Genomic DNA, 26,123 nt, shown 5'->3' on the forward strand with positions numbered 1-26,123 from the left:
CGCCGCGATGGATCGGCTTGGGGTCGTCGGCCGTTTTCATCCCATCGTCAGGGAGGTTTGCCATGTTGAGTACCGGCACCCGGTTCGACCCCGTTTCTCGGCCCGCCAGCCGAGCTTTCATGCGGCCCGCGCCGCGCCACTTCGGATGGAAACGCTGGCTCGCGGCCCTGCCGCTGGCCGCCGTCGCGGGTCTCGCCTTCAACGCCAGCGCGCCCGCCGGAACGCCATCGCCCGAAAGCGTCGCCGCCGTTCCCGAGCAGGTGCAAGGGCAATGGTCGCTCGCCAGTGCCCGCGACCTGCTCGCCGTCATCGAAGAGTCCGCAGGCGAGGGATTGAATCCCGCCGATTACAATCCCGACGCGTTGCGCGCGGCGATCGAAGCGAAGCGGGGCGGGCCGGCGCTCGACGCGCTCGCCACCGCCTCGGCGCTGCGGATCGCCCATGATTACGCCGACGGCCGGGTGGACGACAAGGCGGCGCTCGACTGGCATATCGATGCACCGGCCGACCTGAACCTTATCGCCGCCGGGCTGGCCGAAGCGCTCGACCAGGGCCGGTTGGGCAAGTGGCTGCGCGGCCTGCTGCCCGACAATGATCAATATCGCGCGCTCAGGGCCGCTTATGCCGGCGCGCGTGGCGACGATGCGCTTCGCGCCCAGCTGCGCGCCAATCTCGAGCGCTGGCGCTGGATGCCGCGCGAGCTGGGCGACCGCTACATCTACGTCAACGTTCCCAGCTACCGCCTCTCGGTGATGAGCGGCGGGCTCGAGGAAGCGACCTATAACGTCGTGGTCGGCTCGCCGAAAACCCCGACCCCGCAGCTCGCGCTCCATGCCCAGTCGGTGGTCGCCAACCCGGGCTGGACGGTGCCGCAGAGCATCATCAAGTCGGGGGGCCTGCGCGGCAAGGGTTTCCGCTGGACCAAGCGGGCCGACGGCAGCCTCTCGGCCTGGCAGCCGCCGGGGCCGACCAACGCGCTCGGCCGGATCAAGATCGACATGCCCAACCCGCATGCCATCTATCTGCACGACACCCCCAACCACGCGGTCTTTTCCCGGGAGAACCGGGCGCTCAGCCATGGCTGCGTCCGCGTCGAGAATATCGAGGACCTGGCGGCGATGCTCCAGGGCGGCGACGGGCTCGACGACGCGCTGGCCGAGCCCAGCCGGACGAAGACCTTCCAGCTCGAGAAGAGCATGCCCGTCTACCTCGTCTATTTTACGGCGCAGGCCGATCCGGACGGAACGATCCGCTACGTCGGCGATCCCTATGGCCGAGACCGGGCGCTGCTCGCCAAGCTGGGAGCGCCCGGCGGGGAAGCCGTGCAGGTCGCCACGCGCTGAAGGCCATCACCGCCCGGGCCGTCGACGAAAGCCCGGGCACCCGATCCTGCGAATCCCGGCGACGATCGCAGGGGTGGCGATGAACCGTGCAAAGTCCACGCCCGGCGCGCGGCTATAGGGGAACAAACGTCTACTTCGGCAATGAAATGTCGGCCCATCTCTGCTAAATAACTGACATAGTTCAGTGTATAGAGCGGGTTGGGCATTTGCAGAATATCATCGACACGCCGGTCAACCGGCGCGGCTTGCTAAGTGCGGGGATCTTCGGCGGACTGGCAGTGGCAGCGGGCGGTACTTCGGTCGCCGCGCCGCTCATTCCGGCTCCGCGTCTCCGTCCCGAAGTGCGGGCCCGGGCCCTGGCGGCAATGAGCCGGCATGTCGGCCGCATCAAGGTGCGCGACCTCATCGGCATATGCGATTTCGACGATTCCTCGGCGACGCCGCGCTTCCACCTGCTCGACGTCGCGTCGGGCAAGGTCGACAGCCTGCTCGTCGCGCATGGTCGCGGATCGGATCCGTCGCATACCGGCTGGCTGCAGAAATTCTCCAACGTGATGGGATCGGCCGCTTCGTCGAGCGGCGCCTTCATCACCGCCGAGGAATATTATGGCAACCACGGCCGCTCGCGGCGGGTCGACGGCCTCGACGGAAGCAACAACAACGCCCGCGCCCGTGCGGTCGTCATCCATGGCGCCTGGTATGCCGAGCGGCAAATGATCGCCCAGCATGGCAAGCTGGGGCGCTCGGAGGGTTGCTTCGCCTTCGGGGAGAGCGATCTTGCGCAAGTCATGGCGCGGCTCGGGCCGGGCCGGCTGATCTATGCCGACAAGGTCGACCGTGCGTAAAATGAGTCGAAGCGCATGAAAGGCGGCTTCGGACCCGCTGTCGCGATTCCGAAAAATGCTTTAGATTCAATCCCGTCTAGTCAATAACAGAGGGGACTGGATCGGTGACTGGATTTGCGTTCGCACGATGGCTGGCCTGCCTGGCGCTGGCCCTGCCGCTGACGATCCCGGCGGCCGCGCCGGTCGGGGCGGTCAGTCCGCTCGGCGCCCCGCGCTTCGCCGCGGTGCTGATGGACGCCGACACCAACGAGATCCTCTACGCCGAACAGCCGACGGCGATCCGCCATCCGGCGTCGATCACCAAGGTCATGACCCTCTATCTGGTGTTCGACGCGCTCGACGCCGGCCGGCTGCGCCTCGACGACCGGGTGGTGATGACGCCGCACGCTGCCAGCCAGCGGCCTTCCAAGCTCGGCCTCGGCGTCGGCCAGTCGCTGTCGGTCGCCGATGCGATCAGCGTCGTCGCGGTCAAGTCGGCCAACGACGTCGCGGTGGCGCTGGCCGAGAAAGTCGGCGGTACCGAAGCCAATTTCGCCCGGCTGATGACCGCCAAGGCCCGCCAGCTCGGCATGCGCCAGACCGTCTTCGCCAATGCCAGCGGGCTGCCCGATCCGGCGCATTTCACCTCGGCGCAGGACATCGCGATCCTCTCCGCCGCGATGATCCGCAACCACCCGGCCCGTTATCACTGCTTCTCGGAGCGGAGCTTCAGCTACGGCAAGCTGCGGATGGCCAATCACAACAAGCTGCTGGGCAATGTCGTCGGCCTCGACGGGATCAAGACCGGCTTCACCAACGACAGCGGCTTCACCCTTACTGCCTCCGCGGTCCGCGACGGCCGCCGCCTAATCGCGGTGGTGCTCGGCTCGCCGTCGGGCTGGCAGCGCGACCGTGACATCACCTCGCTGCTCAACGCCGGCTTCACCGCGCTCGACATCCGCCGCGCCGGCCGGTCGGAAGACATGGTGGCGCTGCTCTCGAGTTCGGGCTTCGCCCTGAACCGCGGCCTGCGCCCGATGCCGCGCATCGCCGCGCTGCAGGTCGAGGAAGGCGATACCGAATAGGCTTGCAAGCCCCTCCATTTCCAAGAGAGGGCACGCCCCGCCTGATCGGGGCGATATCGGGCGGGTAGATTGGGCGGACCCAGGTCCGTCCTTTTTTTTGGCGGCCCGTTTTTGGCGGCACAACCACTCGGCCGACCAGGGGGCCGACGGAACTCTACTGCAGGATGATGCGCCGGCTCGGCACCGAGGAGCCCGCGCTGGGCCGCAGCAATTCGCCCAGCCGTTTCTGGATTTCGGAGACGACATCCCGTTTGGGCTGAACCCGGTTCACCGGCTTCGGCTTCTGGGACAGTTCGCAGGCGGCCAGCTCATGGCTGCACAGCAGCGCCAGCGCCATGAAGCCGCCGAAAACGGATGACCTTCCCAAACCCAAAGCCGCCTCCCTTCCGACGCCTTTTCGCGCGCGAATATAGCCGCACCGCCATGACGGCTCGACAGCCCGTCGGCGAACGGCATCACCGATCGACGAACGACATGATCATCCGTGGGAGGCGCATTCTTTCCCTGGCGGAAGTGGGCGAGCAATCTCTGTCCGCCTGCTTGAACCACCGACGGAGTCGTCCAGGATCGAGATGTCCCGATCACGTATCGCAATCCGATAATGGACCGGCATGTTCCTTGTCAGATAGCCCAAGGCATATTGTCGCCTGGTGCCCCCCTGCCAATATGTCAGACATATTCCGCCCTCCCGCCCAGAGAAAACCATCACGGCAGTCTCATGCCCGGGAAAAAGCTCATCGATGCGTTTGATCTTGCCGGCGAAATCGACCGATATGGCATTGATCGGCTTGCGGGCGCGATTGGACAGGCTTGCCTTCATCATCGTCCAATCTCCACACCCAGCCAGACCGAGCAGGAAGATCATCAGGGCGGCGAGCTTTTTCATACCGGCTGACTATCTCTGCAAACCGTGCAACCAACCCTTACGCAAAGCGAGTTCGGCAGCCGCATCCGGCATGAGCGATTGGAAGCGCGGGTCGACCGCCATCGCGCGACCTAGTCGATTATTGCGTAAGTCCATTTCCCTTTCATTCGCCGGCTGGCCACCATCGGCTTCATGGCTGTCGGCATAGGCCTCCGCAGCCTCCTTTCCGATGGATTGAGTCATCGCGAAATTCCAACGCAAATGACGATAGGCATCCCCCGGGCCATTCCAACGCTCTTCGCGCGGGAACCGCTCCTCGACCGCGGCCTTCGAATCTTCCGCCAGTCGCCAGGCCCGATATGTCTCCATCGGATGCCGCCTGACCATATTCTCCATCTCGGTCAAACCGCGATCCGCTAGTTTGACAGAGGGCGTCCTGATATTCTGCTCACCCCACGGATCGCGCGGATAATCATGATCTGACATTCGACCCTCCCGCTGGGTGCAGGCGTATAGCCTAATCCCGTGGGAAAATCAAGAACAAAAAGAGAACAAATACCGTTTCCCTCCCCGCCTGCCGGACTACATATGCAGCGTGCGTCCATAGGCCGCCAGCACGCTCTCGTGCATCGCCTCGCTGATCGTCGGGTGCGGGAAGACGGTGCCGATCAGCTCGGCCTCGGTGGTCTCGAGCGTCTTGCCGATCGTATAGCCCTGGATCATCTCGGTGACCTCGGCGCCGACCATGTGCGCACCGAGCAGCTCGCCGGTCGCCTCGTCGAACACGGTCTTCACGAAGCCCTCGGGCTCGCCCAGCGCGATCGCCTTGCCGTTGCCGATGAACGGGAATTTGCCGACCTTGACCTTGTAGCCGGCCTCCTTCGCCTTGGCCTCGGTCAGGCCGACCGACGCGACCTGCGGGCGGCAATAGGTGCAGCCCGGGATGTTGCGGACATCCATCGCGTGCGGATGCTGGCCGGCGATCGCCTCGGCGGCGATCACCGCCTCGTGCATCGCCTTGTGCGCCAGCCAGGGCGCACCCGCCACGTCGCCGATCGCATAGATGCCCTCGACGTTGGTGCGGCAGCTGTCGTCGATCAGGATATGGCCGCGCTCGGTCTTCACGCCCAGCGTCTCCAGCCCGATATTCTCGGTGTTGGGGACGATGCCGACCGCGACGATGACGTGACTATATTCCTCGGTCGTGACCTTGCCGTCCTTCTCCTTGATCTCGGCCTTGATGCCCTTGGCCGTCGTCTCGATCTTCTGGACGCCGGTCGACGCGCGGATCGTCATGCCCTGCTTGGTCAGCGCCTTGGTCATGAAGCTGCTGACCTCCTCGTCCTCGACCGGCAGGATGCGATCGAGCATCTCGACGATCGTCACCTTGGCGCCCATGTCGCCATAGAAGCTGGCGAACTCGACGCCGATCGCGCCCGATCCGATGACCAGCAGGTTGGTCGGCATCTCGGCCGGGGTCAGCGCGTGGCGGTAGGTCCAGATCTTCTTGCCGTCCGCCTTGGCGAAGGGCAGGTCGCGGGCGCGGGCGCCGGTCGCGACGATGATGTTCTTCGCGGCGAGCTCGGTCTTCTGGCCGTCCTTGGTGACGGTAAGCTTGCCCTTGGCGGTCAGCACGCCGTCGCCGAAATGCACGGCGATCTTGTGCTTCTTCATCAGGCCGGTGACGCCCTGGTTCAGCTGCTTGGCGACGCCGCGCGACCGCTTGACCACGTCGGCCAGCTCGAAGGTCGGCTCGACCGGGGCGAGGCCGAACGCCGCCGCATGCTTCATGTGGTGGAAGATCTCCGACGAACGCAGCAGCGCCTTGGTCGGGATGCAGCCCCAGTTGAGGCAGATGCCGCCGAGCAGCTCGCGCTCGACGATCGCGACCTTCAGGCCGAGCTGGGCGGCCCGGATCGCCGCGACATAGCCGCCGGGACCCGACCCGAGGACGATGAGATCGTAGGTGTCCGCCACTGCCTGCTCCTATTCTATCCGTCGACGGCGCGCGGCCGTCCCTGATCGTCGATCGCGACGAAGGTGATCGTCGCCTGGGTAACCCGTTCATGTTCCATGCCGTCGCGCGACTGGCGCCAGGCCGCAACCTCGATCTTGATCGAGGTGCGACCCACCGACAGCAGGTCGGCATAGACCGACACGACGTCGCCGACCTTCACCGGGCGGTGGAAGATCATGCCGTCGATGGCGATCGTCGCCGCGCGGCCCTTGCTGCGCTTCGAGGCGACCGTTCCGGCGGCAAGATCCATCATGCTGACTAGCCAGCCGCCGAAGATGTCACCATTGGCATTAGTGTCAGCCGGCATGGCGACCACGCGTATCGCGGGGTTGCCGTCCGGCGGCAGCGTCGTGCCGGCTGACATCAGGCCAGCATGCCGAGCGGATTTTCCACGAGCTGCTTGAATGCCTGCATCAGCTGCGCGCCGACCGCGCCGTCGATCGCGCGGTGGTCGAAGCTGCCGGTCACCGACATCACCGTCGCGGTCGACAGTGCATCGTCGATCACATAGGGCCGCTTCTCGCCGGCGCCGATCGCCATGATCATCGCCTGGGGCGGGTTGATCACCGCGGTGAACTGCTTGATCCCGAACATGCCCATGTTCGAGATCGAGGCGGTGCCGCCTTGATATTCCTGCGGCTGCAGCTTGCCGGCCTTGGCACGTTCGGCCAGGTCCTTGACCTCGGTGGCGATCGCCGCGACGCTCTTGCCGTCGGCGCCCTTGACGATCGGCGTGATCAGCCCGCCGGGGATCGCGACCGCGACCGAGATGTCGGCGCGCTGGTAGCGGATCAGCGTGTCGCCCGCGAAGGATACGTTGCAGTCCGGCACCTCCATCAGCGCGACGGCGAGCGCCTTGATCAGCAGGTCGTTGACCGACAGCTTCACCCCGCGGCTCTCGAGCGACGCATTGAGCTCGCCGCGCAGCTTCAGCAGCGGATCGAGCCGGATGTCGACCGTCAGGTAGATGTGCGGGCTCTGCTGCATCGACTCGGTCAGGCGGCGCGCGATCGTCTTGCGCATGTTCGACAGCTTGACGACCTCGTGCGGGATCTCGTCCGCGCCGGTCGCGACCGGCGCGGTAGCGGCGGCCTTGGGCGCGGCCGCCTGGGCGGGCGCGGCGGCGGCGGCGGCGGCGGCAGGCTTGGCGCCACCGCTCGGCGTGCCGTCGAGGTCGGCCTTGACGATTCGGCCGGCCGGGCCCGAGCCGCTGACCTGCGCCAGATCGATGCCCTGCGCCTGCGCCAGCCGGCGCGCGAGCGGGCTCGCCTTCACGCGAGAGCCGGAGTCGGATGCGGGGGCTGCGGCCTTGGCGGGGGCTTCCGCCTTGGGGGCGGGCACTTCCGCCTTGGGAGCGGACACCTCTGCCTTGGGGGCAGGCGTTTCCTTCTTCGGCTCTTCCTTGGGTGCGGCCTCGGCCTTCGGCGCCGCCTTGGGCGCCTCGTCCTCATCCTCGCCCTGGATCAGCGCGATCACCGCGCCGACCTTGACGCCCTCGGTGCCCTCGGCGACCACCAGCTGGGTGACGATGCCTTCGTCGACGGCTTCGAACTCCATCGTCGCCTTGTCGGTCTCGATCTCGGCGAGGAGATCGCCGGAAGAGACCTTGTCCCCTTCCTTGACGAGCCATTTGGCAAGAGTACCTTCCTCCATCGTCGGAGAAAGGGCGGGCATCTTCAACTCGATCGGCATAGTATGTCCCCTGAAGAGGGTTTGGGGTCGATGCGAGCACCTCATCCCCGCTCAGGATTGCAAGGTCAAGGCCGACAGGGGCAAAAACCATAGGCGGAAAACCGATATGGTTACAAATTAGAGGAATAGGCTGAAGTGCGTACCTATCTGGTTGTCATCGACGATAATGAAGCCGCTCGTGCGGCCTTGCGCTTCGCTGCGAGGCGCGCCGCGAAGACCGGCGGCTCGGTCGAGATTCTCGCGCTCGTGCCGCAGCAGGAGTTCGTGCAGTGGGGCGCCGTCCAGGCGACGATGGAGGAGGAGGCCCGTCTGCGTGCCGAGGCGATGGTCGCTCAGGCCGCCAGCGCACTGATCGAGGATACCGGCATCATGCCGGCCATCACGGTGCGCCAGGGCGATCCGGTCGCCGTGGTCCGGGAATTGCTCGCCGAACAGCCGCACGTCGCGGCGCTGGTTCTCGGCGCGGCGTCGGCGGGCAATCCCGGCAAGCTGGTGAGCCACTTCGCCGGCGCCGATGCGGGGCAGCTCCCCTGCCCGCTGATGATCGTCCCCGGCGCGCTGGACGACGAGGCGATCGACCGGCTGAGCTGATTTCTTCCACCCTTTTACCGTCATGCCAGCGCAGGCTGGCATCTCAGGAGAGGAGCGCGGCGCTCATCTCAAGAGAGTCCGGCCTCCGCCGGAACACCGTCCCGGGGCTGGAAGATTCTCACCCCGCGATCCGCGGCCCCAGCACGGCGACCAGTTCGGCGCAGCCCTTTACATCCTCGGCATCGAACCGGCCCTTCACCGGGCTGTCGAGGTCGAGCACGCCGATCAGCCGGCCCTGGTGGACGATCGGCATCACCAGTTCGGATGCCGAGGCCGCATCGCAGGCGATATGGCCGGGGAAGGCGTGGACGTCCTCGATGCATTGCGGTTCGTGCGTCGCCGCCGCCGTTCCGCACACGCCCTTGCCGAACGGGATGCGGATACAGGCGGTCTTGCCCTGGAACGGCCCGAGCACCAGTTCGCCGTCGACCGCGCGGTAGAAGCCCGCCCAGTTGAGGTCGGGGAGATATTCCCAGACGAGGGCGGCGGCATTGGCCATGTTGGCGATGGAATCGGGTTCGTCGGCCGTCAGCGCGGCGAGCGCCGCCGCCATGTCCGCATAGAGGGCTGCCTTGTCGCCATATGTGTCGATGTCGAATCTGTACATGCCCCCGGTCTGGCCCCAGTTTGCTTGCGCTTCAAGCGCCTTGCGATATCGTGGCCGCCGGGTTTTGGGGGAGGCTGCGCTGACATCGCTCTATTATCGCCTGATCTGGCTGCTGCCGGTCGCCTTCGCGGCACATATCGCCGAGGAATATCTTGCCGGCTTCCCCCGCTATGCCGCGGAGATCAGCGGCCATGCGATGGCGCTGCCGCTGTTTCTCGGCGGCAACATCCTCTTCATCCTGGTCATGGCGGCGCTCGTGGGCCGGGCGGCGAAGACGCGCAGCCCCGAAGCCAATTTCTGGGTGCTGGCCTGGGCCGCGGGCAACCAGTTCTGGAATTTCGTCTTTCATTTCGCGCTGGTGCTCGCGTTCGACCGCAACTCGCCCGGCCTGGTGACCGGGACGCTGGTCTACTTCCCGCTCTCGCTCGCGCTGTGGCAGGCGGCGCTGGCCGAAAGGATCGTCCGCCCCGCGACGCTCGCCGCCGCCATCCTGCTGGGCGGCGCCTATATGGGCGCGGTGGCCGCCTTCAGCATCTTCCACCTCGGCGGACTATAGGCCCCCTTCCCGACGGACGGGCGGGGGAGCTAATCCAGCCGCGGCTTGCCCCGGCCCGCCTTCACCCCCGATCGCTTGGCCTTGCCGTCCAGCCGCCGGACCTTCGACGAATAGGTCGCCTTGGTCGGCTTGCGTTTCTTGGGGACGATGGTCGCCTCGCGGATCAGTTCCAGCAACCGTTCGAGCGCGGCTTCGCGGTTGCGCGGCTGGTCGCGATATTCCTGCGCCTGGATCACGATCACGCCGTCCGAGGTCAGCCGCGATCCCGCCAGCCGCTGGACGCGTATCGATACCGCGTCGGGCAGCGAGGGCGAGTGGCGCGCGTCGAAGCGCAACTCGACCGCGCTCGAGACCTTGTTGACGTTCTGCCCGCCGGGTCCGCTGGCCCGGACGAAGCGTTCCTCGATTTCGTCGGCGTCGATCGAGATGTGCGCGGTCACGGCGATGCGGGGCATGGCGGTCAGGCCGGGTCGGTGAAGCCTAGCGCGACGAACCGCGCGGGGAGCGGCGCGCGGGCCTCGATCGGCGGCTTGCCCTCCCGCGGCACGACCAGCGCCAGGGCGTGGAGCAGCGTCACGCCGGCCTGCCCGCCCCGGCCGCCATCGCGCCCATAGACCGGGTCGCCATGGATCGGCAGGCCGATGCCGGTGGCGGCGTGGACGCGGATCTGATGGGTCCGGCCGGTCGTCGGCTTGAACTCGACCAGCGAGCGGCCATCGACCGTCGCGAGCAGCCGCCACGCGGTGGTCGCCGGCTTGCCCCGGGGATCGCCGACCATCCGCCAGCCCTTCTCGCGGGTCGAAACCTTGCCGAGCGGCAGGTCGACCAGTCCGCTTTCCTCGGCCGGCACGCCGTCGAGGACCGCGAGATAGGTCTTCTCGACCTTCCCTTCCTCGAAGGCGAGCGCGAAGCGCTTGTGCGCCTTGGGATTGCGGGCGAGCAGCAGGCAGCCCGACGTGTCCCGGTCGAGCCGGTGGACCGCGCTGGGCCAGCGCTTGAAACCGAAGGACAGCGACTGGAGATGGTTCTCCAGGCTGATGCTGCCGTCGCGGGGCGGATCGACCGGCAAGCCGGAGGGCTTGTCGATCACCATCGCCTCGCCGTCGATAAATAGGATATGTTCATCTAGCACGCGCCTCCCTTGCACGCGCCGGCCCCGAGTGCAAAGAGCTTCCTTGCGTTTCGGGCGCTTCGCCGCTATGCGCGCCCCTCCCGCTCTGGTCATCCCTGGAGGCAGTGCGGTTTTGGAAACACAAATGCGAACTGGAGACATGTTATGAGCGAAGTGCTCGACCTGTCGGCCGAGGCACGCGAGCGGGCAGGCAAGGGAGCCTCCCGCGCGATCCGCCGCGAAGGCCGCGTCCCCGCCGTGATCTACGGCGAAAAGCAGGAACCCACCTCGATCCATATCGAGGAAAAGCTTCTCATGAAGCTGCTGCACACTGGCCACTTCTTCAACAGCGTGGTCATGCTGGATGTCGGCGGCAAGAAGATCCGGACCCTGCCGAAGGACGTCCAGTTCCATCCCGTCAACGATCGTCCGCTGCACGCCGACTTCCTGCGTATCGGCGAACATAGCAAGGTCACCGTCAACGTTCCGGTCCACTTCACGGACGAGGAACTGTCGCCGGGCCTGAAGCGTGGCGGCGTCCTCAACGTCGTCATCCACGACCTCGGCCTGTCGGTCGATGCGGCCGAGATCCCCGACGGGATCACGGTCTCGCTGAAGGGGCTCGAGGTCGGCGACAACATCCACCTGTCGCAGATCCAGCTGCCGAAGGGCGCGACCGCGGTCGACCACGGCGACATCACCATCGCGACGATCGTCGCTCCGTCGGCGCTGAAGAGCAGTGAAGGCGACGCCGCCGACACCGCCGAAGATGGCGGCGAAGAGGCTTCCGAGGGCTGAACCCCTCGCGCTTCGCGAACAGACAGAGGCTCCGCCGATCCGTTCGGCGGGGCCTTTTTCTTTGCCACGCATCTTTCTCCGGTTCGATCGAGTGGCTAGGAGGCTCGCCATGCAGATATGGGTCGGCCTCGGCAATCCGGGCGCGCAATATGCGATGCACCGGCACAATGTGGGTTTCATGGCGGTCGACACGATCGCCGAGGTCCACCGATTCGACCCGTGGAAGAAACAGTTCCAGGGCTGGTCCTCGACCGGCCGGATCGGCATGGAGAAGGTGCTGCTGATCAAGCCCGCCACCTTCATGAACGAGAGCGGCCGCTCGGTCGGCGAGGCGATGCGCTTCTTCAAGTGCGAGACCGCCGACGTCACCGTCTTCCACGACGAGCTCGACCTCGCTCCCTTCAAGGTGAAGGTGAAGACCGGCGGCGGCACCGCGGGCCATAACGGCCTGCGCTCGACCGAGGCGCATATCGGCAACGGGTTCCGCCGCGTCCGCATCGGCATCGGCCATCCCGGCCACAAGGACCGGGTGACGGGCCATGTACTCGGCAATTATGTGAAGGCGGAACTCGACCCGCTCGCCGCCATGCTGGGCGCGATCGCATCCGAAGCCGACCGGCTCGCATCGGGCGACGACGCGCGCTTCATGAACGAGGTGGCCCTTCGCCTCGCCGACTGAGGAAAGCCATGCGGCTTCCGATCGGCGACCATCGCTCCCGCCGCCGGTTCGGCCGGGTCGAGGCCGCGTCGGCGCCGCCTGCCAGCCCGATCCGCCCTGACCCCACTATTCGGCTGACGGGGCCACGCCGATCGCCTATCATGGCCGGTGGTGGGAATTGTTCGCGTTGCGGGGGAGTGACGTGGGGGTGCGTTTTTATTCGGCGGTCGCCATGGCCGCCCTTGTCCTGGCGTCGTCGGCGGCCCAGGCACGGCCCGACGCCGTCGCCATGGCGTCGAAAATCGACATTGCCGCCGATCCGGTCGGTGCCGTCGCCGCCTGGCGGGCAGCCCTCGCCGCGGCACCCGCGCCGGGCGCGGGGCGCGCACATATCCTGAGCAATCTCGGCACCGCCCTGGTCGCATCGGCGGAGGTCGAGGCCGCCATCCCGATCCTGCTCGAATCGCGGGATTCGCCAGGCGTCTCCGCGCGCGACAGGGCCCATAGCACGACATTGCTGGGTTCCGCGCTCACCAGCCTCAACAAGCTCGACGAGGCAGAGGCCACCCTCAAGGACGCCGTCGCGCAATGGCATGCGATCAAGCCGGAAGGCAGCGCCGAGGAGTCGGACGCGATCCACACGCTCTCGATCGCCTATTATGCGCGCGGCGATCTCGACACCGCCGCCCGGCTGGAACAATCCTCCTTCGACCTGTCGCGCAAGGTGAAGGCTCCCGAGAACGCCAACCTGGTCGCCATGATCGCGACGATGGCGATCGTCGCCGTCCAGGCCGGCAAGCTGGAGGCCGCCGAAACCTATGCGCGCGAGGCGATGACGATGGCCGGGCGCGTGCTGGCGGAGGATCATCCGATCGCGCTCATCGCGGCCAACAACTGGGTGCTGGTCCTCGCCGCGCAGAACCGCAGATCCGAGGCCGTCGAGACCATGCGGCGAATCGCTTCGATCGAGGAGAAGCGCTTCGGCAAGGATTATGCGGGGCTTGCCGTCACCTACAACAATCTCGCCAAGAGCCTGGGTTATCTCGGTCGCGCGGCAGAGGCCGAGCCTTACGCCCGGCGGTCGGTGGAGATCGGCGAGAGGACGCTGGCGCCCGAGGACGAGACCCTGGCCGCCTTCCGCAACAACCTCGCCGACCTGCTGATCGAGCGCGGCGAGAATGGCGAGGCGATGGCGATCAAGCGCGAGGCGCTGGCCGGCCTGGGCAACGCCAATCCGGTGCGCGAGATGAACATCCGCACGTCGCTGGCCAAGAACCTGCTGGCGATGGGCGACGAAGGGGGCGCCGCCGACCAGTTCGCCATCATCGGCGAATGGCAGGCGAAGAAGCTTCCCGAGACCCATCCGGATCGCATCGACATTGCCGGCTGCCGCGCCCTGCTGGCGGCACGGCGCGGGGAGCCCGATGCCGCCGCGCAGGTCGCGCACGTCCTCGACATAACCGAACGCGAACTCTTCGCCGATGCCGATCCGGACCGGCGCAGCAGCTTCGTCGCGGACCATCTCGGCCGGCTGCTGGAGGCAAGCTGGCTGGTCGGCGACCGGCCCTCGGGCTTCCGCGTCGCGCAGCTCATGGCGCTCGACGATGCCGGCCGGGCGATCGTGGCGGTTTCGGCCCGGGCCGGGGCCAGGGACGGCCGCAGCGCCGCGCTGATCCGCAGCCGTCAGGACTTGCTCGCACGGCGCGACCAGGCGACCCGGGCGGCACTGCGCGCCTACAGCAAGGGAGGAGCCGACTACCCCACCGCCACCGCCGAGGTCGGCAGGGTCGATACCGAACTGGCCGCGATCGAGGCCGCGCTGGAACAGGCCCAGCCCGACTATGCCGCCCTCACCCGCTTCGCCGCGCTCGACGAGGCGGCGGTGACGAAGCGTCTCGGCCGGCGCCAGGCCCTGGTCATGCCGGTGCCCTTCCAGGGCGGCGCGCTGACCTTCGTCGTTCGCAGGACGGGCGGTGCCTGGGCGCGGTCGGCCGAGGGGGCGACCACATTGGCCGATGCCCGCGTCCTGCGCAGCGGGCTCGGGCTCGAACAGGCGGGACGCGGCGCGCTGGCGGATGCCGCGATCGAACGGCCCCGCTTCGACAGGGTGCTGGCCCATAAGCTCTATCGCGACATCGTCCCCGTGAGCCTCGACAAGGCGCTGAAGGGCGCGACCGACTGGATCCTCGCCCCCGGCGGCGGCTTCACCAAATTGCCCTTCGCCGTGCTGGTGACCGAAGCACCGAAGGGCGCCGATGATGCGGCGGCGATGCGCGAGACCCCCTGGCTGATCCGCAAGGCGGCGCTGATGCAGGTCCCCGCCATCGCCGGGATCGGCGAGGGCGACAGGCCGGCGGCAGCCGGCGACCGCTTCGTCGGCATCGGCGCGCCGATGCTCGGCGGCAAGGCGGCACCGGGCGACCTGCGCGGCTTCTATCGCGGCGGCGCAGTCGACCGGGACGCCCTCGCCGCGCTCGCCCCGCTTCCCCAGGCCGAGCGCGAGCTGCGCCGCATGCAGGATGCGCTCGGCCTCAAGCCCAGCCTATTGATCGGCCCGGCCGCGACCGAGGCGGCGGTGAAGGCCGAGGACCTCAAGGGCGTTCGCGTCCTCGCCTTCGCGACCCACGGGCTGGTCGGCGGCTCGATCGACAAGCTGTCAGAGCCAGGCCTCGTGCTGACCCCGCCCGCTGCGCCGGACGCGAACGACGACGGACTGCTGACCGCCTCCGAGATCGCCGGGCTCGAGATCGACGCCGACTGGGTGGTGCTGTCGGCCTGCGACACGGCGGCCGGCGAAAGCCCCTCCGCGCCCGCCCTGTCGGGCCTCGCCCGCGCCTTCCTCTATGCCGGCGCCCGCTCGCTGCTCGTCAGCCACTGGGCGGTGCGCGACGACGTCGCCGCGCGCCTGACGGTCGAGACCGCCTCGCGCGCCGCGAGGGGCGAGGATCGGCCGCAGGCTCTACGCAAGGCGATGCTGGGCCTGATCGCCGACCGCACGGTGGCGGACGGCGCCGATCCCTCGGTGTGGGCTCCGTTCATTCTCGTCTCGAAATGAAGCGGCGCTACCGGGCTGACGCGGCGGTCCCGACCGCCTATCGTGACCGGCGGTGGGATGGCTTGCGACGCGGGGGAAGTGGCGTGGGGGTTTGTTTTCGGTCGGTCGCCGCAATGGCGGCCCTCGTTCTTGCGTCGCCCGCTATCCAGGCGGCGCGGCCCGATCCGGTCGTCGCGGCCGGGAGGATCGACATCGCCGCCGATCCGGGCGGTGCCGTCACCGCCTGGCAGGCGGCGCTGGCCACCGCGCCCAAGGCGGGCGCGCGACGCACCCATATCCTCGTCAATCTCGGCGCGGCGCTGGTCGGAGCCTCGCGCAGCGACGAGGCGATGCCGTTCCTTATCGAGGCGCGGGACGCGCCGGACGCCACCCCCGCCGACAAGGCGCGGACCGCGACCATGCTGGGATCGGCGCTCGCCGATCTCAACAAGCTCGACGAGGCGAAAGCGTCGCTCCGGTCGGCGATGGCGCAATGGCATGCGATCAGGCCGCAGGGCAGCGCCGAGGAAGCGAGCGCGATGAATACGCTGGCCACCATCCACTTCGCCGAAGGCGACCTGGACGCCGCCGAACGGGTCGGGCGCGCATCGATTGACCTCTACCGCAGGGTCCGCGCGCCCGAGGATGCCGAGCTGGTCGGCTCGATCGGCAACATGTCGACGATCACCCTCCAGCAGCGCAAGCTCGAGGCAAGCGAGGGCTATGCGCGCGAGGCGATGACGATCGCCGCGCGCATCCTGCCCGAGGATCACCCGACCGCGATCGTCGCGCTGACCAACTGGGTCGCGGTGCTCGCGGCGCAGAACAGGCGCGCCGAATCGGTCGACATATTGCGGCGCATCGCGGCGCTGCGCGAGAAGCGCTTCGGCCCCGATTATCCGCCGCTCGCGATCACCTACAACAATCTCGCCCGCAACCTGATGTTCCTCGGCCGCGCCGCCGAGGGCGAGCCCTATGCGCGCCGCGCGGTCGCGATCGGGGAGAAGACCCGCGATCCGGCCGACCAGTCGCTCGCCGCCTTCCGCGACAATCTCGCCGATCAGCTCGTCGATCTCGGCCGCGAGGCGGAATCGGTAGAGATCCGCCGCCTGGCGATCGCCGGGCTCGGCAAGGGCAACCAGCAGCGGGCGATGCGCATCCGCAGTTCGCTCGGCAAGACATTGCTTCACATGGGCGACGAGGACGGCGCCTGGGAGCAATTCGCGGCGGTCGACGCCTGGCAGGCGAAAAGCCTGCCCGAAACCCACCCCGACCGGATCGAGAATGCCGGCTACCGCGCGCTGCTCGCCGCCCGGCTGAAACGGCCCGGTGCCGATGCCGATCTCCTCCGCACCCTCGACATCACCGAGCGCGAGACCTTCGCCGATGCCGATCCCGACCGGCGCAGCAGCTTCGTGGCCGATCATCTCGCCCGGTTGCTCGAGGCGAGCTGGCTGGTCGGCGACCGGGCCTCGGGCTTCCGCATCGCCCAGCTCATGGCGCTCGACGATGCCGGCCGCGCCATCGTCGCGGTGTCGGCCCGCGCGTCGGCCAGGGATGGCGCCGCCGCCGCGCTGATCCGCAGGCGGCAGGATCTGCTCGCCCAGCGCGACAAGCTGACGCAGGCGGCCTTGCGCGCCTATGGCAAGGGCGATTCCGACTATCGCGACGCAACCGCCGAGGTCGGCAAGGTCGACGGCGAACTGGCGGCGACCGAAGCCGCGCTGGCGCTGGCCCAGCCCGACTATGCCGCCCTCACCCGCTTCGCGGCGCTCGACGAGGCGGCGGTGGCGAAGCGGCTCGATCGGCACCAGGCGCTGGTCATGCCGGTGCCGTTCGCCGGCGGCGCGCTGACCTTCGTGGTCCGTCCCGGCGGCGGTGCCTGGGCGCGATCGGCCGAAGGGGCGACCACGCTGGCCGACGCGGCCACCCTGCGCGCCTCGCTCGGCCTCGCGCTGGCGGCGCGCGGTGCGCTCGCCGACGCGGCGGCGGAACGCCCACGCTTCGACCGGACGCTGGCCCACCGCGTCTATCGCGACATCGTGCCCGCCGGGCTCGACCGCTCGCTGAAGGGCGCGACCGACTGGATCCTCGCCCCCGGCGGCGGCTTCACCAAGCTTCCCTTCGCGGTGCTGGTGACCGAGCCGCCGCGCGGCCGCGACGACGATCCCGCCGCGCTGCGCGGCACGCCCTGGCTGATCCGCAAGGCGGCGCTGATGCAGGTACCCGCCATCGCCGGGATCGGCGAGGATGTCAGGCCGGCGGCGGCCGGCGACCGCTTCGTCGGCATCGGCGCGCCGCTGCTCGGGGGCACGGCCGCGCCGGGCGACCTGCGCAGCTTCTATCGCGGCGGGGCGGTCGACCGCGACGCCATCGCCGCGCTCGCGCCGCTGCCGCAAGCCGAACGCGAGCTGCGCCGCATGCAGGATGCGCTCGGCCTCAAGCCCAGCCTGCTGCTTGGCGCGGCCGCGACCGAGCGCGCGGTCAAGGCCGAGGATCTCCGGCAGGTTCGCGTGCTCGCCTTCGCCACCCATGGGCTGGTCGGCGGTGCGGTCGGAAAGCTGTCCGAGCCGGGGCTGGTGCTGACGCCGCCGGCCACCCCCGACGACGCCGATGACGGCCTGCTGACCGCGTCGGAGATTGCCGGGCTCGACATCGACGCCGACTGGGTGGTGCTCTCGGCCTGCGACACCGCGGCGGGGGAAAGTCCGTCCGCGCCCGCGCTGTCGGGTCTGGCGCGCGCCTTCCTCTATGCGGGGGCCCGCTCGCTGCTGGTCAGCCACTGGGCGGTGCGCGACGACGTCGCCGCGCGCCTGACGGTCGAGACCGCGGCGCGCGCGGCCAGGGGCGAAGCACGGCCACAGGCCCTCCGCCAGGCGATGCTGGGCCTGATCGCCGACCCGGCGGTGGAAAATGGCGCCGATCCCTCGGTTTGGGCGCCCTTCATCCTGCTGGCGCGCTAGGGCTTATCTGGTGGACCGACGCCTTCGGTTCGTAACGAGCGCTTTCATATCGCCATAAGGCGTTCGGGATCGGCCGGAAAGGAAAGACGGCGCCAGGCCTCCAGACCTGACGCCGTCTCCTGCGGGCTGCCGGGCGGTGGGAGGACCGGCGCCCGAAGCCGATCTATTTGCCGAACGCTGCCGCGCCGGTGACGGTGAGGCCGCCATTGTTGCCGCTGACCATGTAGCTCAGGCCCAGATGGCTGGCCCCCGGGCCGGCGAGGAAGCCCGAGATGTTCGCCCCACAACCGACCGAGCAGGCCGGCCCGCCGATGGCGACCGGCAGGTTGTTCGCGAAGAAGGTCATGTTGCTCTGCACCGACATCGGGCTCTGCGAGGGATTGGTGACGCCACCGGTGGTCGCGACGTCATAGGTGTGGCCGCCGATCCCCACATGCAGGTCGATTCCCACCTTCGGGGTCGATCCGAAGGCCACCGCCGCGCTGCCCGTCAGCGTACCGGGATCGAGCGACCCGTCGCTGATCGTCGGCTTGGTCGCCCCGACCAACGCATAGGTCGCGGTGCCGCTGGTCGGCAGGTCGGTGGCCGGCGTGCCATGGACGAAATGAACGCCCTGCTTGTCGTTGCGGTTGACGACGCTGCTGTCGAAATATTTGCCCGCCGTGGCCCCGCCCGCCCAGCGCGTCCAGCCGATCACCCCGGCGACCGTTCCCGTCTCGAACCCGCTGTTGGTGCCGATTTCGGGCGCCTCCTGGGCCGGGTTGGTCGTCCACACATATTTCACGAGCTTGCCGCTGTCGTCGGTCGTCGTCGTCGACTTGTCCCGCAGGTCGATGCCCAGCTGGTTGCCGGCATAGGCGACGATCTGCCCGGTCTTCTCCGCGCCCGCCACCGATCCCGGCGTGGTCGGGGTCGACGGCGTCGTCGGTCCGGTCGGCGTGGTCGGAAGGTTGGGCAGGACCAGCGTCAGGTTCGCGAGCAGCGGGGCGATGGCGTCGAAGGTGCCGGTCGCCGCCAGCAGGTTCAGTGCATCGCGGATCAGCTGGATCGTCGGGGCCGGAATCCCCGCGAACAGGCCATTGTCGATCGCCAGGTTGATATATTGGCGGATCAGGTCGACCGTGATCCCGCTGAAGCCGTTCGGATTGCCGCCCCCCTTGAGGAAGGCGATATAGGCCTGCAGCGCCGCGGCATATTCGGGCAATGCGACCGGGCCGGTTCCGGGATCGGTACCCGGCCCTCCCGTTCCCGGATCGACGCCGCCGGGCGGCACGAACACGCCGGTGCCGCCATTCGCCAGATATTGCGCATAGGCGTCGAACACCGACCGGTTCGCCTGCGCGATCGCATCGACCAGCCCGCTCGACTGGAGGAAGGCGAAATAGGCGTCGATCACGTCCTGGGTCGCGCCGGTGAAGTTGGCCGGCACGCCCCCGCTCTTGATGAAGTCGATATAGGCGTTGACGACGTCGGTGTAGCTCTTGGTGAAGTCGCTCGCCGCGCCGCCCGTCGACAGGAAGTCGAGATAGGCATCGGCCAGCGCCTGGTTCTGCGCCGACAATCCCTGCAGCGTTCCCGTCGTGGCGAGATAGGCGAGGTAGCTGTCGACCGCCGCCTGGTTAGCGCCGGTGAAGGTCGCCGGGGAAGCCCCGGTGCGCAGCAGGTCGATATATTGGCTGATCAGCGCGGCATAGGTCGCCTTGAACTGGTCCCCCGCCCCGCCGTTCGCCAGGAAGGCGAGATAGGTCTGGATGATGCCGGGTTCGGCACCCGCGAAGAGCTGTCCGCCATAGGCCGACTGGAGCTGCGCCGCGAAGCCGACCAGGGTCGCGACGTCGTCGGCCGGGAAGGCCGGGATCGCCGGATTGGTCGCCGCCGCCTCGACGTTGCGCGCCGCCTGGACGACGTCGCCCGAGGCGCCGACCGCCGCCAGCGCCTCGCCCAGGTTGACCGGGACGCCGTTGGCGGCCGCCCGTGCGGTATCGCCCGCCGGCTCGACCGCCGCGCTCGTCCCGCCGCCCGACGACGCTGACGGCGCTGGATCGGCGCCGTTGGCGAAGACCCGCGAAGTCCGCCCCCCGGCCTGGCCCTGCCAGGCCGAGTCCGAATGTTCACGCTGCCGCCGAGCGTATGGCCGGTGAAGCCGTCGCCATCGACGCTGAAGGCGCCCGAAGGCGCCGTGCCGGTCAGTCGCGCGGTGGCGCCGCCGGGCAGCCGGACGATCGTCCCCGAATTGCCGCTCTGCGCGGCGACGGTGACGCTCCCGGCCAGCACGGTGACGTCATCCCCGTCGACCCTGACCGCGCCGCCGCCGACCAGCGAGACGATCGTGCCGTTGTCGGTCATGATCTGGGTGGTCCCGCCGCTGGTGCGGACCTCCTGGCCGGCCGCCAGGGTGGCGCCGGCCAGCGCCGGATCGTCGGAGAAGAGGAGCTTGCCGGCCATGGCGGGCGCGGCGAGACCGGCGATCGAGGCCGACGCGAGCAGCCCGAGCGAAAGGCGGGCGAAGATGGTGGTGCTGGTCATGCTCAATTCCCCCGGAACTCGAAGCGGACGCCGAGGCTGGCGGTCCAACGCTTGAAGTCGTACAGTGCTATGTTACTGAAATTACGCGTGTATGTTACGCGCGGGCGAAGGTAGACCGACCGGGTCAGCAGATATTTGAGGCCGATCGAGGCGTCGATCTGCTCGTCCTTGCGCTTCTTCAGGAACAGCGGGTCGGCATCGTCGTAGCGGCGCAGTTCGCCGGAGATGCCGCCGACGACGTTGAGCCCCGGCGCGATCGCCTGTTCGAAGCCCAGATTGGCGTTGACGAAGCCGTTGGAGAACTGGTCGCCCGCATTGCGCCGTGCTTCCTCCTTGCCGCCCGACACGCTGGCGACGAGGATCCGGTCGGCATAGGACAGCGCCAGCGCATAGCGGTCGGCGTCGCGCAGCGGATCATTGTCATAGTCGAAGCGGTAGAGTTGCGCGCCGACGCTGAGCGCCGCGCCATTGCCCATCAGATGGGTATATTGGCCGATCGCGCCATAGGCGTTGCGATAGCCGTCATGCCCCAGCCAGAATTTCTGGACCTGTCCCGACAGCGACATCACGTCGCGGCTGGCGAGGCTGTAGGAGGCGCCGGCGGTCCCGGTCAGGCTCGCCTGGTCGAAGGTGCGGTCGCCGATATTGTCACGCCATGTGCCGAGCAGGCTGCCGAACACGCGCATCTGGCGGCTGGCCGGCGTGGCGACGCTGATGCCGCCCTGCAGGTCGTAATATTGCTTGTCGATCCGGCGCGCGGCGCCGCCGAGCGTCCCCGGCCCCAGACCTGCGAAGAGCGGGATGCTGATCGTGGTCAGGTTGGTCGCGCTGTTGATATTGCTGTCATGCCCCGCCGACGCGTCGATGAATCCCGACAGGTCGGTGCCGCCGCCGGCGATCTCGCGATCGAAGCGGCGGACGATGCTGTCGAAGCGCTGCCGCACCGGATCGGGCAGGGTCGGATCCTGGACGACGGTGTTGAATTGCGCATGCGCGGTATCGACGTCGCCGCCCAGCGCATAGGCGCGGGCCAGCTCGGCGCGGGCCTGGCTGTTGCCGGGCTGGACCGACAATACGCGCTGGAAGGCGAGGATCGCCTCGCCCGGACGGCCGCTGTCGGCGGCGGCCAGACCCAGCGCATAGTCATAGTCCGGATCGCCCGCGCGGGTCGCGACGAGCGGCGCCAGCATGGCGTAGGCCTGCGCGGCCTTGCCCTGTTGCTGAAGGGCGATCGCGCCCTTCACGGTTTCGTCCATGGCGGCCGACGCGGGCGCGCAGGCCAGCACGGCGGCCAAGGCCGCCGTAGCGGAAAAGCATATGCGACGTTTCACGGTATCTCCCCTGTTACCCCCGAGGCGAATTGCCACGGACCGCCCGAATTGCTCCCTGACGTTTCCTGACATGCGCTGGCGGCAGGCCCCGCGCGCGCCTATGGAAGGGAGGATGCGAACGCGCCTCCTTCTCGCCGCGCTCGCGGGCGCGCTGCTGTCCGCCGCTCCCGCTCCCGCCGAGACGCGCGCCGTGCTGGTGGGGGTGTCGCGCTTCTCCGATCCGCGCCTCGCCGCCTTCGCGCTGCCGGGCGCGGCGCGCGACGCCGAACGCATGGCGGGCGCCTTGGCCAGCCTCGGCGTCGACCGCGCGGCGATGACGATCCTGACCGGCGGCGACGCCACCCTGGCCGCGATCCGCGCCGCGCTCGACCGGCTCGCCGCCGGCTCGGTCGCCGGCGACCGCGCCGTCATCCTCTTGTCCGGCCATGGAACCCAGGCGCCGGTGCGGAACGCCGATCCGATCGAGCCCGACGGACGCGACGAACTTTTCCTGGCGGCCGATGCCGGGCCGTGGGATCCGCGCGGCCGGTCGGTGCCCGGCGCGCTGGTCGACGACGAGATCGGCCGTCGCATCGGCGAATTGCGCGCGCGCGGCGTGGACGTCTGGGTGGTGATCGACAGCTGCACCGGCGGCGGGCTATTGCGCGGCTCGGGCACGCCCAAGGCGATCCCCCCCGAGCAGTTGGGCATCCCTGCCGGCCCGGCGCTGCGCGGCGCGGCCGATCCCTCCGGCTTCGTCGACGGCGGCCTCGCGGGCGGCGGCCGGCTCGTCGCCTTCGCCGCGGCGGGGCCCGGCGCGATCGCCTGGGACGACGGCGACGGCGGCGCCTTCACCACCGCGCTCGCCCGCGTGATCGCAAGCACCCTGGCCCCCGATCGGCCGGCCAGCTTCGCCGCGCTCGCCGCCCGGATCAGCGGCAGCCCGCGCGGCGGCGGGACGATCGGCACCTTCTGGACGGCAGGCGACCTGGCGGCGCCGCTGCTGTTCGACGGGCGGTCGCCCGACATGGTCGACGTCGCCCGCGCGCTGCCGCCGCTGCCCTTCGCCACCGCGCTATCGATCGATCGCGCGGGGGCCTGCAAGCCAGCGACCGCCGCCGGGCCGCAACCGGGCGACGGCGGCTACATCACTCTGCTGCGCCACTGCGACCATGTCCGCATCGACATGGCCGAACCGCCGCAGGCGCTCCGGGTCGAGGCCTGGTATCGCGACGCGGCGGGCGGCTACACCAGCCTCGCGCCGCCGCTCGGCCTCGTCGTGGCCCCGGGGCGCTGGGCCAATGTCGGCTTCACCTTCGTCACCCGCGATCCCGGCACCGGCCGCGAGTTGCCGAAGGGCGAGGAGATGCTGGTGCTGATCGCGCGCGACGCGGCCGGAAAGGCCATCGGCGCCCGACTGCTGCGGTTCCGCGCCGCCTGACCAGCCGGACTCGCCCCGAAAACACGCGTCCTGGCGGCGCATGGAAGGCCCTCGCCGGTCCGGTGCGCGAGGCGAGGGACCGCCCCCGGAAGAACGATCGGGATTTTTCTCTCAGCCCGGCGGCGTTTTGGGGCTATGGTCGACGACGCCCGCTTCGTGCGGGCGGCCGGGGGGCAACGACGTGAGGCGCTTGATAGGGAACCCGCACGATCGGGGTTTCCGGACCGCTATGGCCGGAGGCGTGGGCTATTTCCTGCTCGCCTACGGCACCATCCTGCTGACCGGCGACGGACATGATGTCGCCGCGATCTGGCCGGCCAACGCGCTGCTGCTCGCGGTCATCCTGTCGCTTCCCAAGGCGCGCTGGCTGCCCTGTTTCGCCGCCGCGATGACCGCCAATCTCCTCGCCAACCTGCTGGCCTTCCACGCGCCGCCGACGGCATTGCTCTACGCCGCCAACAACATGGGCGAGGTGCTGATCGCCGGGTGGCTGGTCCAGCGACTGAAAGCCCATGGCGATCCGCTCGCAAGCGTCGGGTCGGTGGTCCGCTTCACTCTGTTCGCCGCCGCCGCCCCGATCGTCAGCGCCGCGGCAGGGGCGGCCACCGCCCATTATATCCACGGCCAGCCCTTCTGGGCCGTCTACCGCATCTGGTATTTCGCCGATGCCCTCGGCCTGCTCATCTTCACGCCGCTGTTCCTGGGCATCGTCGCGGGCGATCTGTCGCGCTGGATCAGGGAAATGTCTCCCGGCGGAAGGTTCGAGGCGGCCGGGCTTCTGCTCCTCGTCGCCCTGTGCGGACTCTTCACCTTCCACACCGCCGGCTATCCGATGCTGTTCATCCTGAACGCCCCGATCCTGCTGGCGACCTTCCGGCTCGGCCGCTTCGGCACCACCATCGCGCTGATCATCGCCACCGTCATCGGCATGGTCTGCACCATGTTCGGCCGGGGGCCGATCGCCGCGATGATCGCCGACAAGGGCGAACAGGCGCTGTTCGTGCAATTCTACCTGGCTATCCTGCTGCTCTCGACCCTGCCGGTCTCCGCCGAACTTCAGGCGCGGCGAACGCTGGCCCGGCGCCTCGCGGAAAGCGAGGCGGGGCTGCGGCTGCTCGCCTCCGAATCCGCCGACGCGCTGGTCCGCCTCGACGATCGCGGGCGATGCATCCAGTCGTCGGGCGCCACGACGATGCTGCTGGGCGTGGAGACGCGCGAGTTGGTCGGGCAGGCGCTCGCCACGCTCGTGGACCCGCGCGACGCGGACGCGGTCGGCATCGCCTTCGCCGAGGCGATTCTCCGTCCCGGCTCCGTGGCCTATTGCGAATTCCGCCCGCACGGCCGCTCCGAAGACTGGCTCGAAGGCACGATGCGCGCGCTCGTCGACCAGGAAGGGCGCGCTTATGGCGCGATCGGCGCGATCCGCGACATCACCATGCGCAAGGAACGCGAGGTAAGCCTGGTGCTCGCCGCCTCGACCGACAGCCTGACCGGTGCGCTCAACCATGCCGCCTTCATGGAGCATCTCGACCGGGCCCTCGCCCGCCTCGCCTCGTCGCACCTCGCGCTGATCATGGTCGATGTCGATCATTTCAAGCAGGTCAATGACGGCCATGGTCACCTCGCGGGGGATCAGGTGCTGGTCGAGTTACACGACCGGCTCCGCGCGCTGCTGCGCGATCACGACAGGATCGGGCGGCTCGGCGGCGACGAGCTGGCGATCCTGCTCGACGGCACCGCCGAGGAGCTGGCCCTGACGATCGCCGAGGCGATCCGCGTCTCGGTCGCGTCCCAACCGGTGATCCTGCCCGGCGGCCGGCCGCTCGACATCTCGATCAGCTGCGGCGTAGCGCAGGCCTATCCGGGGATGAGCCGCGAGGCGCTGATGCGCCGGGCCGACGACGCGCTCTATGCGGCCAAGGGTGGCGGACGCGACCGGGTGGTGATCAGCGACGCCTGACCCGGCGCCGGGCGGCGCGAACGGTCAGTTGCTGAGCACCACGACCTGGGTCGGCACCCGTCCGGCATTGCCGAGCGTCACGCGATAGTCGGCGGGGCGCGACGGCGACCAGCGGCAGAGCGGGTAATAGGCGTTGCGGCGCTCGTCGCAGATCGTGCGCCCCTGTCGGTCGGCCACGCTCAGGTGCAGGTCCGCATCGCCGTCGCCGATCGCCGAGACGAAGGCCGGTTCGGCGCCGCGCGCCCGCACCGTCCAGCCGATCCGGTTGCCTGCGGGGAGCATTTGCCGGAACTGCAGCGGGCCGCTGCCCCAGCTGCCGCCGACGATGCCCTTGGGCCGCGCCCGCGCGATGGCCTCGGCCTCGGCTGCGATCGCAGGGTCGCCCGGCGCCATCAGCCGCGCCTCCTGCGCCATCGCGACGGCGATCGGGGAGCGGTCGGGCAGCCCCTCGCGCGCGACCAGCCGGCCGTCGTTGAGGTCGGCGTCGCGAAGGCCGCTCGCCGCCACGATCCGTGCCGCCGCGAGCATCGACCGCGCATCGCCGGTGCGTCGCGCATGATCGGCGAGTTTCAGGCCGAGCACCGCGTCCTCGACCGGCGACGGCGCGGCGGCACCGATCAGCAGCAGCGCGGCAAGGATACGCAGGCGAACCATGGTCTCCGTCTATAATGGCCGTGCCCGGCAAGCCAGCGCCTCGGCCTGAATTTATCTGACGGCGGCCGGCGACCCGCTTTCCTTTCCC

Annotated in this window: 25 protein-coding genes; 13 read left to right on the forward strand and 12 right to left on the reverse strand. The window is 69.0% G+C overall.

What is annotated here, in order from left to right:
* The first annotated feature begins 119 nt into the window (after window positions 1-119).
* The 3 genes from ASE22_RS19205 (at window position 120) to ASE22_RS19215 (ending at window position 3,252) form a co-directional block, all read left to right on the forward strand.
* On the forward strand, window positions 120-1,343 hold the full coding sequence (locus ASE22_RS19205; protein ID WP_056363493.1) for a L,D-transpeptidase family protein: 1,224 nt from the start codon (window positions 120-122) through the stop codon (window positions 1,341-1,343).
* Between the two features lie 206 nt (window positions 1,344-1,549).
* Entirely contained in the window at window positions 1,550-2,188 is a 639-nt protein-coding gene (locus ASE22_RS19210) for a murein L,D-transpeptidase catalytic domain family protein (protein ID WP_056363495.1), read from the forward strand.
* A gap of 104 nt (window positions 2,189-2,292) precedes the next feature.
* Window positions 2,293-3,252, forward strand: a complete 960-nt coding sequence (locus tag ASE22_RS19215) for a D-alanyl-D-alanine carboxypeptidase family protein (protein WP_056363497.1) — start codon at window positions 2,293-2,295, stop codon at window positions 3,250-3,252.
* Window positions 3,253-3,406: 154 nt separating this feature from the next.
* On the opposite strand, the gene ASE22_RS19220 is transcribed toward ASE22_RS19215, so the two are convergent.
* The 6 genes from ASE22_RS19220 to ASE22_RS19240 form a co-directional block, all read right to left on the reverse strand.
* A complete protein-coding gene (locus ASE22_RS19220; RefSeq protein ID WP_235536292.1) occupies window positions 3,407-3,589 on the reverse strand; it encodes a hypothetical protein in 183 nt (60 codons plus the stop codon).
* A 141-nt stretch (window positions 3,590-3,730) separates the two neighbouring features.
* Entirely contained in the window at window positions 3,731-4,138 is a 408-nt protein-coding gene (locus tag ASE22_RS26915) for a hypothetical protein (RefSeq protein WP_056601463.1), read from the reverse strand.
* Window positions 4,139-4,147: 9 nt separating this feature from the next.
* Window positions 4,148-4,603, reverse strand: a complete 456-nt coding sequence (locus ASE22_RS19225; protein WP_156397149.1) for a DUF6973 domain-containing protein — start codon at window positions 4,601-4,603, stop codon at window positions 4,148-4,150.
* A gap of 96 nt (window positions 4,604-4,699) precedes the next feature.
* Window positions 4,700-6,094, reverse strand: coding sequence for a dihydrolipoyl dehydrogenase (gene lpdA / locus ASE22_RS19230; protein WP_056363502.1), 1,395 nt, complete (start codon window positions 6,092-6,094; stop codon window positions 4,700-4,702).
* A gap of 14 nt (window positions 6,095-6,108) precedes the next feature.
* Window positions 6,109-6,498: an acyl-CoA thioesterase gene (locus ASE22_RS19235; RefSeq protein WP_056363503.1), complete on the reverse strand. Its 390-nt coding sequence runs from the start codon at window positions 6,496-6,498 to the stop codon at window positions 6,109-6,111.
* Window positions 6,498-7,826, reverse strand: a complete 1,329-nt coding sequence (locus ASE22_RS19240) for a pyruvate dehydrogenase complex dihydrolipoamide acetyltransferase (RefSeq protein WP_056363505.1) — start codon at window positions 7,824-7,826, stop codon at window positions 6,498-6,500. Before ASE22_RS19240 ends, ASE22_RS19235 begins: the two co-directional genes overlap by 1 nt.
* Before the next feature lie 135 nt (window positions 7,827-7,961).
* Here ASE22_RS19240 and ASE22_RS19245 point away from each other — a divergent pair, with 135 nt between their 5' ends.
* A complete protein-coding gene (locus ASE22_RS19245) occupies window positions 7,962-8,417 on the forward strand; it encodes a universal stress protein (RefSeq protein ID WP_056363508.1) in 456 nt (151 codons plus the stop codon).
* 118 nt (window positions 8,418-8,535) lie between these two features.
* Here ASE22_RS19245 and ASE22_RS19250 read toward each other — a convergent pair whose 3' ends face one another.
* On the reverse strand, window positions 8,536-9,024 hold the full coding sequence (locus tag ASE22_RS19250; RefSeq protein ID WP_056363510.1) for a GAF domain-containing protein: 489 nt from the start codon (window positions 9,022-9,024) through the stop codon (window positions 8,536-8,538).
* Between the two features lie 64 nt (window positions 9,025-9,088).
* On the opposite strand from ASE22_RS19250, the gene ASE22_RS19255 reads away from it, so the two are divergent.
* On the forward strand, window positions 9,089-9,580 hold the full coding sequence (locus ASE22_RS19255) for an HXXEE domain-containing protein (protein ID WP_235536293.1): 492 nt from the start codon (window positions 9,089-9,091) through the stop codon (window positions 9,578-9,580).
* A gap of 29 nt (window positions 9,581-9,609) precedes the next feature.
* On the opposite strand, the gene arfB is transcribed toward ASE22_RS19255, so the two are convergent.
* Both arfB and ASE22_RS19265 read right to left on the reverse strand, forming a co-directional pair.
* Entirely contained in the window at window positions 9,610-10,035 is a 426-nt protein-coding gene (arfB, locus tag ASE22_RS19260) for an alternative ribosome rescue aminoacyl-tRNA hydrolase ArfB (protein WP_056363511.1), read from the reverse strand.
* A 5-nt stretch (window positions 10,036-10,040) separates the two neighbouring features.
* Entirely contained in the window at window positions 10,041-10,712 is a 672-nt protein-coding gene (locus ASE22_RS19265; protein ID WP_156397150.1) for an RluA family pseudouridine synthase, read from the reverse strand.
* Between the two features lie 144 nt (window positions 10,713-10,856).
* Here ASE22_RS19265 and ASE22_RS19270 point away from each other — a divergent pair, with 144 nt between their 5' ends.
* From ASE22_RS19270 to ASE22_RS19285, 4 genes are all read left to right on the forward strand, one after another.
* Window positions 10,857-11,489, forward strand: a complete 633-nt coding sequence (locus ASE22_RS19270; protein ID WP_056363516.1) for a 50S ribosomal protein L25/general stress protein Ctc — start codon at window positions 10,857-10,859, stop codon at window positions 11,487-11,489.
* 109 nt (window positions 11,490-11,598) lie between these two features.
* Window positions 11,599-12,168, forward strand: coding sequence for an aminoacyl-tRNA hydrolase (pth, locus tag ASE22_RS19275; protein ID WP_056363519.1), 570 nt, complete (start codon window positions 11,599-11,601; stop codon window positions 12,166-12,168).
* A gap of 211 nt (window positions 12,169-12,379) precedes the next feature.
* Complete coding sequence (locus ASE22_RS19280; RefSeq protein ID WP_235536294.1) at window positions 12,380-15,202, forward strand: CHAT domain-containing protein; 2,823 nt, start codon at window positions 12,380-12,382, stop codon at window positions 15,200-15,202.
* A 113-nt stretch (window positions 15,203-15,315) separates the two neighbouring features.
* The gene (locus ASE22_RS19285; protein ID WP_056363521.1) at window positions 15,316-18,144 is read left to right on the forward strand and encodes a CHAT domain-containing protein; all 2,829 of its coding nucleotides are present in this window, start codon (window positions 15,316-15,318) and stop codon (window positions 18,142-18,144) included.
* 163 nt (window positions 18,145-18,307) lie between these two features.
* On the opposite strand, the gene ASE22_RS19290 is transcribed toward ASE22_RS19285, so the two are convergent.
* Window positions 18,308-19,705 carry a hypothetical protein gene (locus tag ASE22_RS19290; RefSeq protein ID WP_056363522.1) on the reverse strand — a complete coding sequence of 466 codons (1,398 nt, stop codon included), beginning with the start codon at window positions 19,703-19,705 and terminating at the stop codon, window positions 18,308-18,310.
* A 111-nt stretch (window positions 19,706-19,816) separates the two neighbouring features.
* On the opposite strand from ASE22_RS19290, the gene ASE22_RS26920 reads away from it, so the two are divergent.
* Together ASE22_RS26920 and ASE22_RS19295 are read left to right on the forward strand one after the other, a co-directional pair.
* The gene (locus ASE22_RS26920; protein WP_056601465.1) at window positions 19,817-20,176 is read left to right on the forward strand and encodes a hypothetical protein; all 360 of its coding nucleotides are present in this window, start codon (window positions 19,817-19,819) and stop codon (window positions 20,174-20,176) included.
* Window positions 20,177-20,251: 75 nt separating this feature from the next.
* Window positions 20,252-20,725, forward strand: coding sequence for a hypothetical protein (locus ASE22_RS19295; protein ID WP_056363525.1), 474 nt, complete (start codon window positions 20,252-20,254; stop codon window positions 20,723-20,725).
* Here the strand turns inward: ASE22_RS19295 and ASE22_RS19300 are convergent.
* Entirely contained in the window at window positions 20,673-22,001 is a 1,329-nt protein-coding gene (locus tag ASE22_RS19300) for a surface lipoprotein assembly modifier (RefSeq protein WP_235536295.1), read from the reverse strand. The genes ASE22_RS19295 and ASE22_RS19300 overlap by 53 nt on opposite strands.
* 112 nt (window positions 22,002-22,113) lie before the next feature.
* On the opposite strand from ASE22_RS19300, the gene ASE22_RS19305 reads away from it, so the two are divergent.
* The gene (locus ASE22_RS19305; protein WP_056363529.1) at window positions 22,114-23,421 is read left to right on the forward strand and encodes a caspase family protein; all 1,308 of its coding nucleotides are present in this window, start codon (window positions 22,114-22,116) and stop codon (window positions 23,419-23,421) included.
* Window positions 23,422-23,650: 229 nt separating this feature from the next.
* A complete protein-coding gene (locus ASE22_RS19310; RefSeq protein WP_056363531.1) occupies window positions 23,651-25,381 on the forward strand; it encodes a sensor domain-containing diguanylate cyclase in 1,731 nt (576 codons plus the stop codon).
* 24 nt (window positions 25,382-25,405) lie between these two features.
* Here ASE22_RS19310 and ASE22_RS19315 read toward each other — a convergent pair whose 3' ends face one another.
* The gene (locus tag ASE22_RS19315) at window positions 25,406-26,035 is read right to left on the reverse strand and encodes a hypothetical protein (protein WP_056363533.1); all 630 of its coding nucleotides are present in this window, start codon (window positions 26,033-26,035) and stop codon (window positions 25,406-25,408) included.
* Between the last annotated feature and the right edge of the window lie 88 nt (window positions 26,036-26,123).

It is taken from the genome of Sphingomonas sp. Root720 (genome assembly GCF_001428605.1).
Taxonomy (GTDB): domain Bacteria; phylum Pseudomonadota; class Alphaproteobacteria; order Sphingomonadales; family Sphingomonadaceae; genus Rhizorhabdus.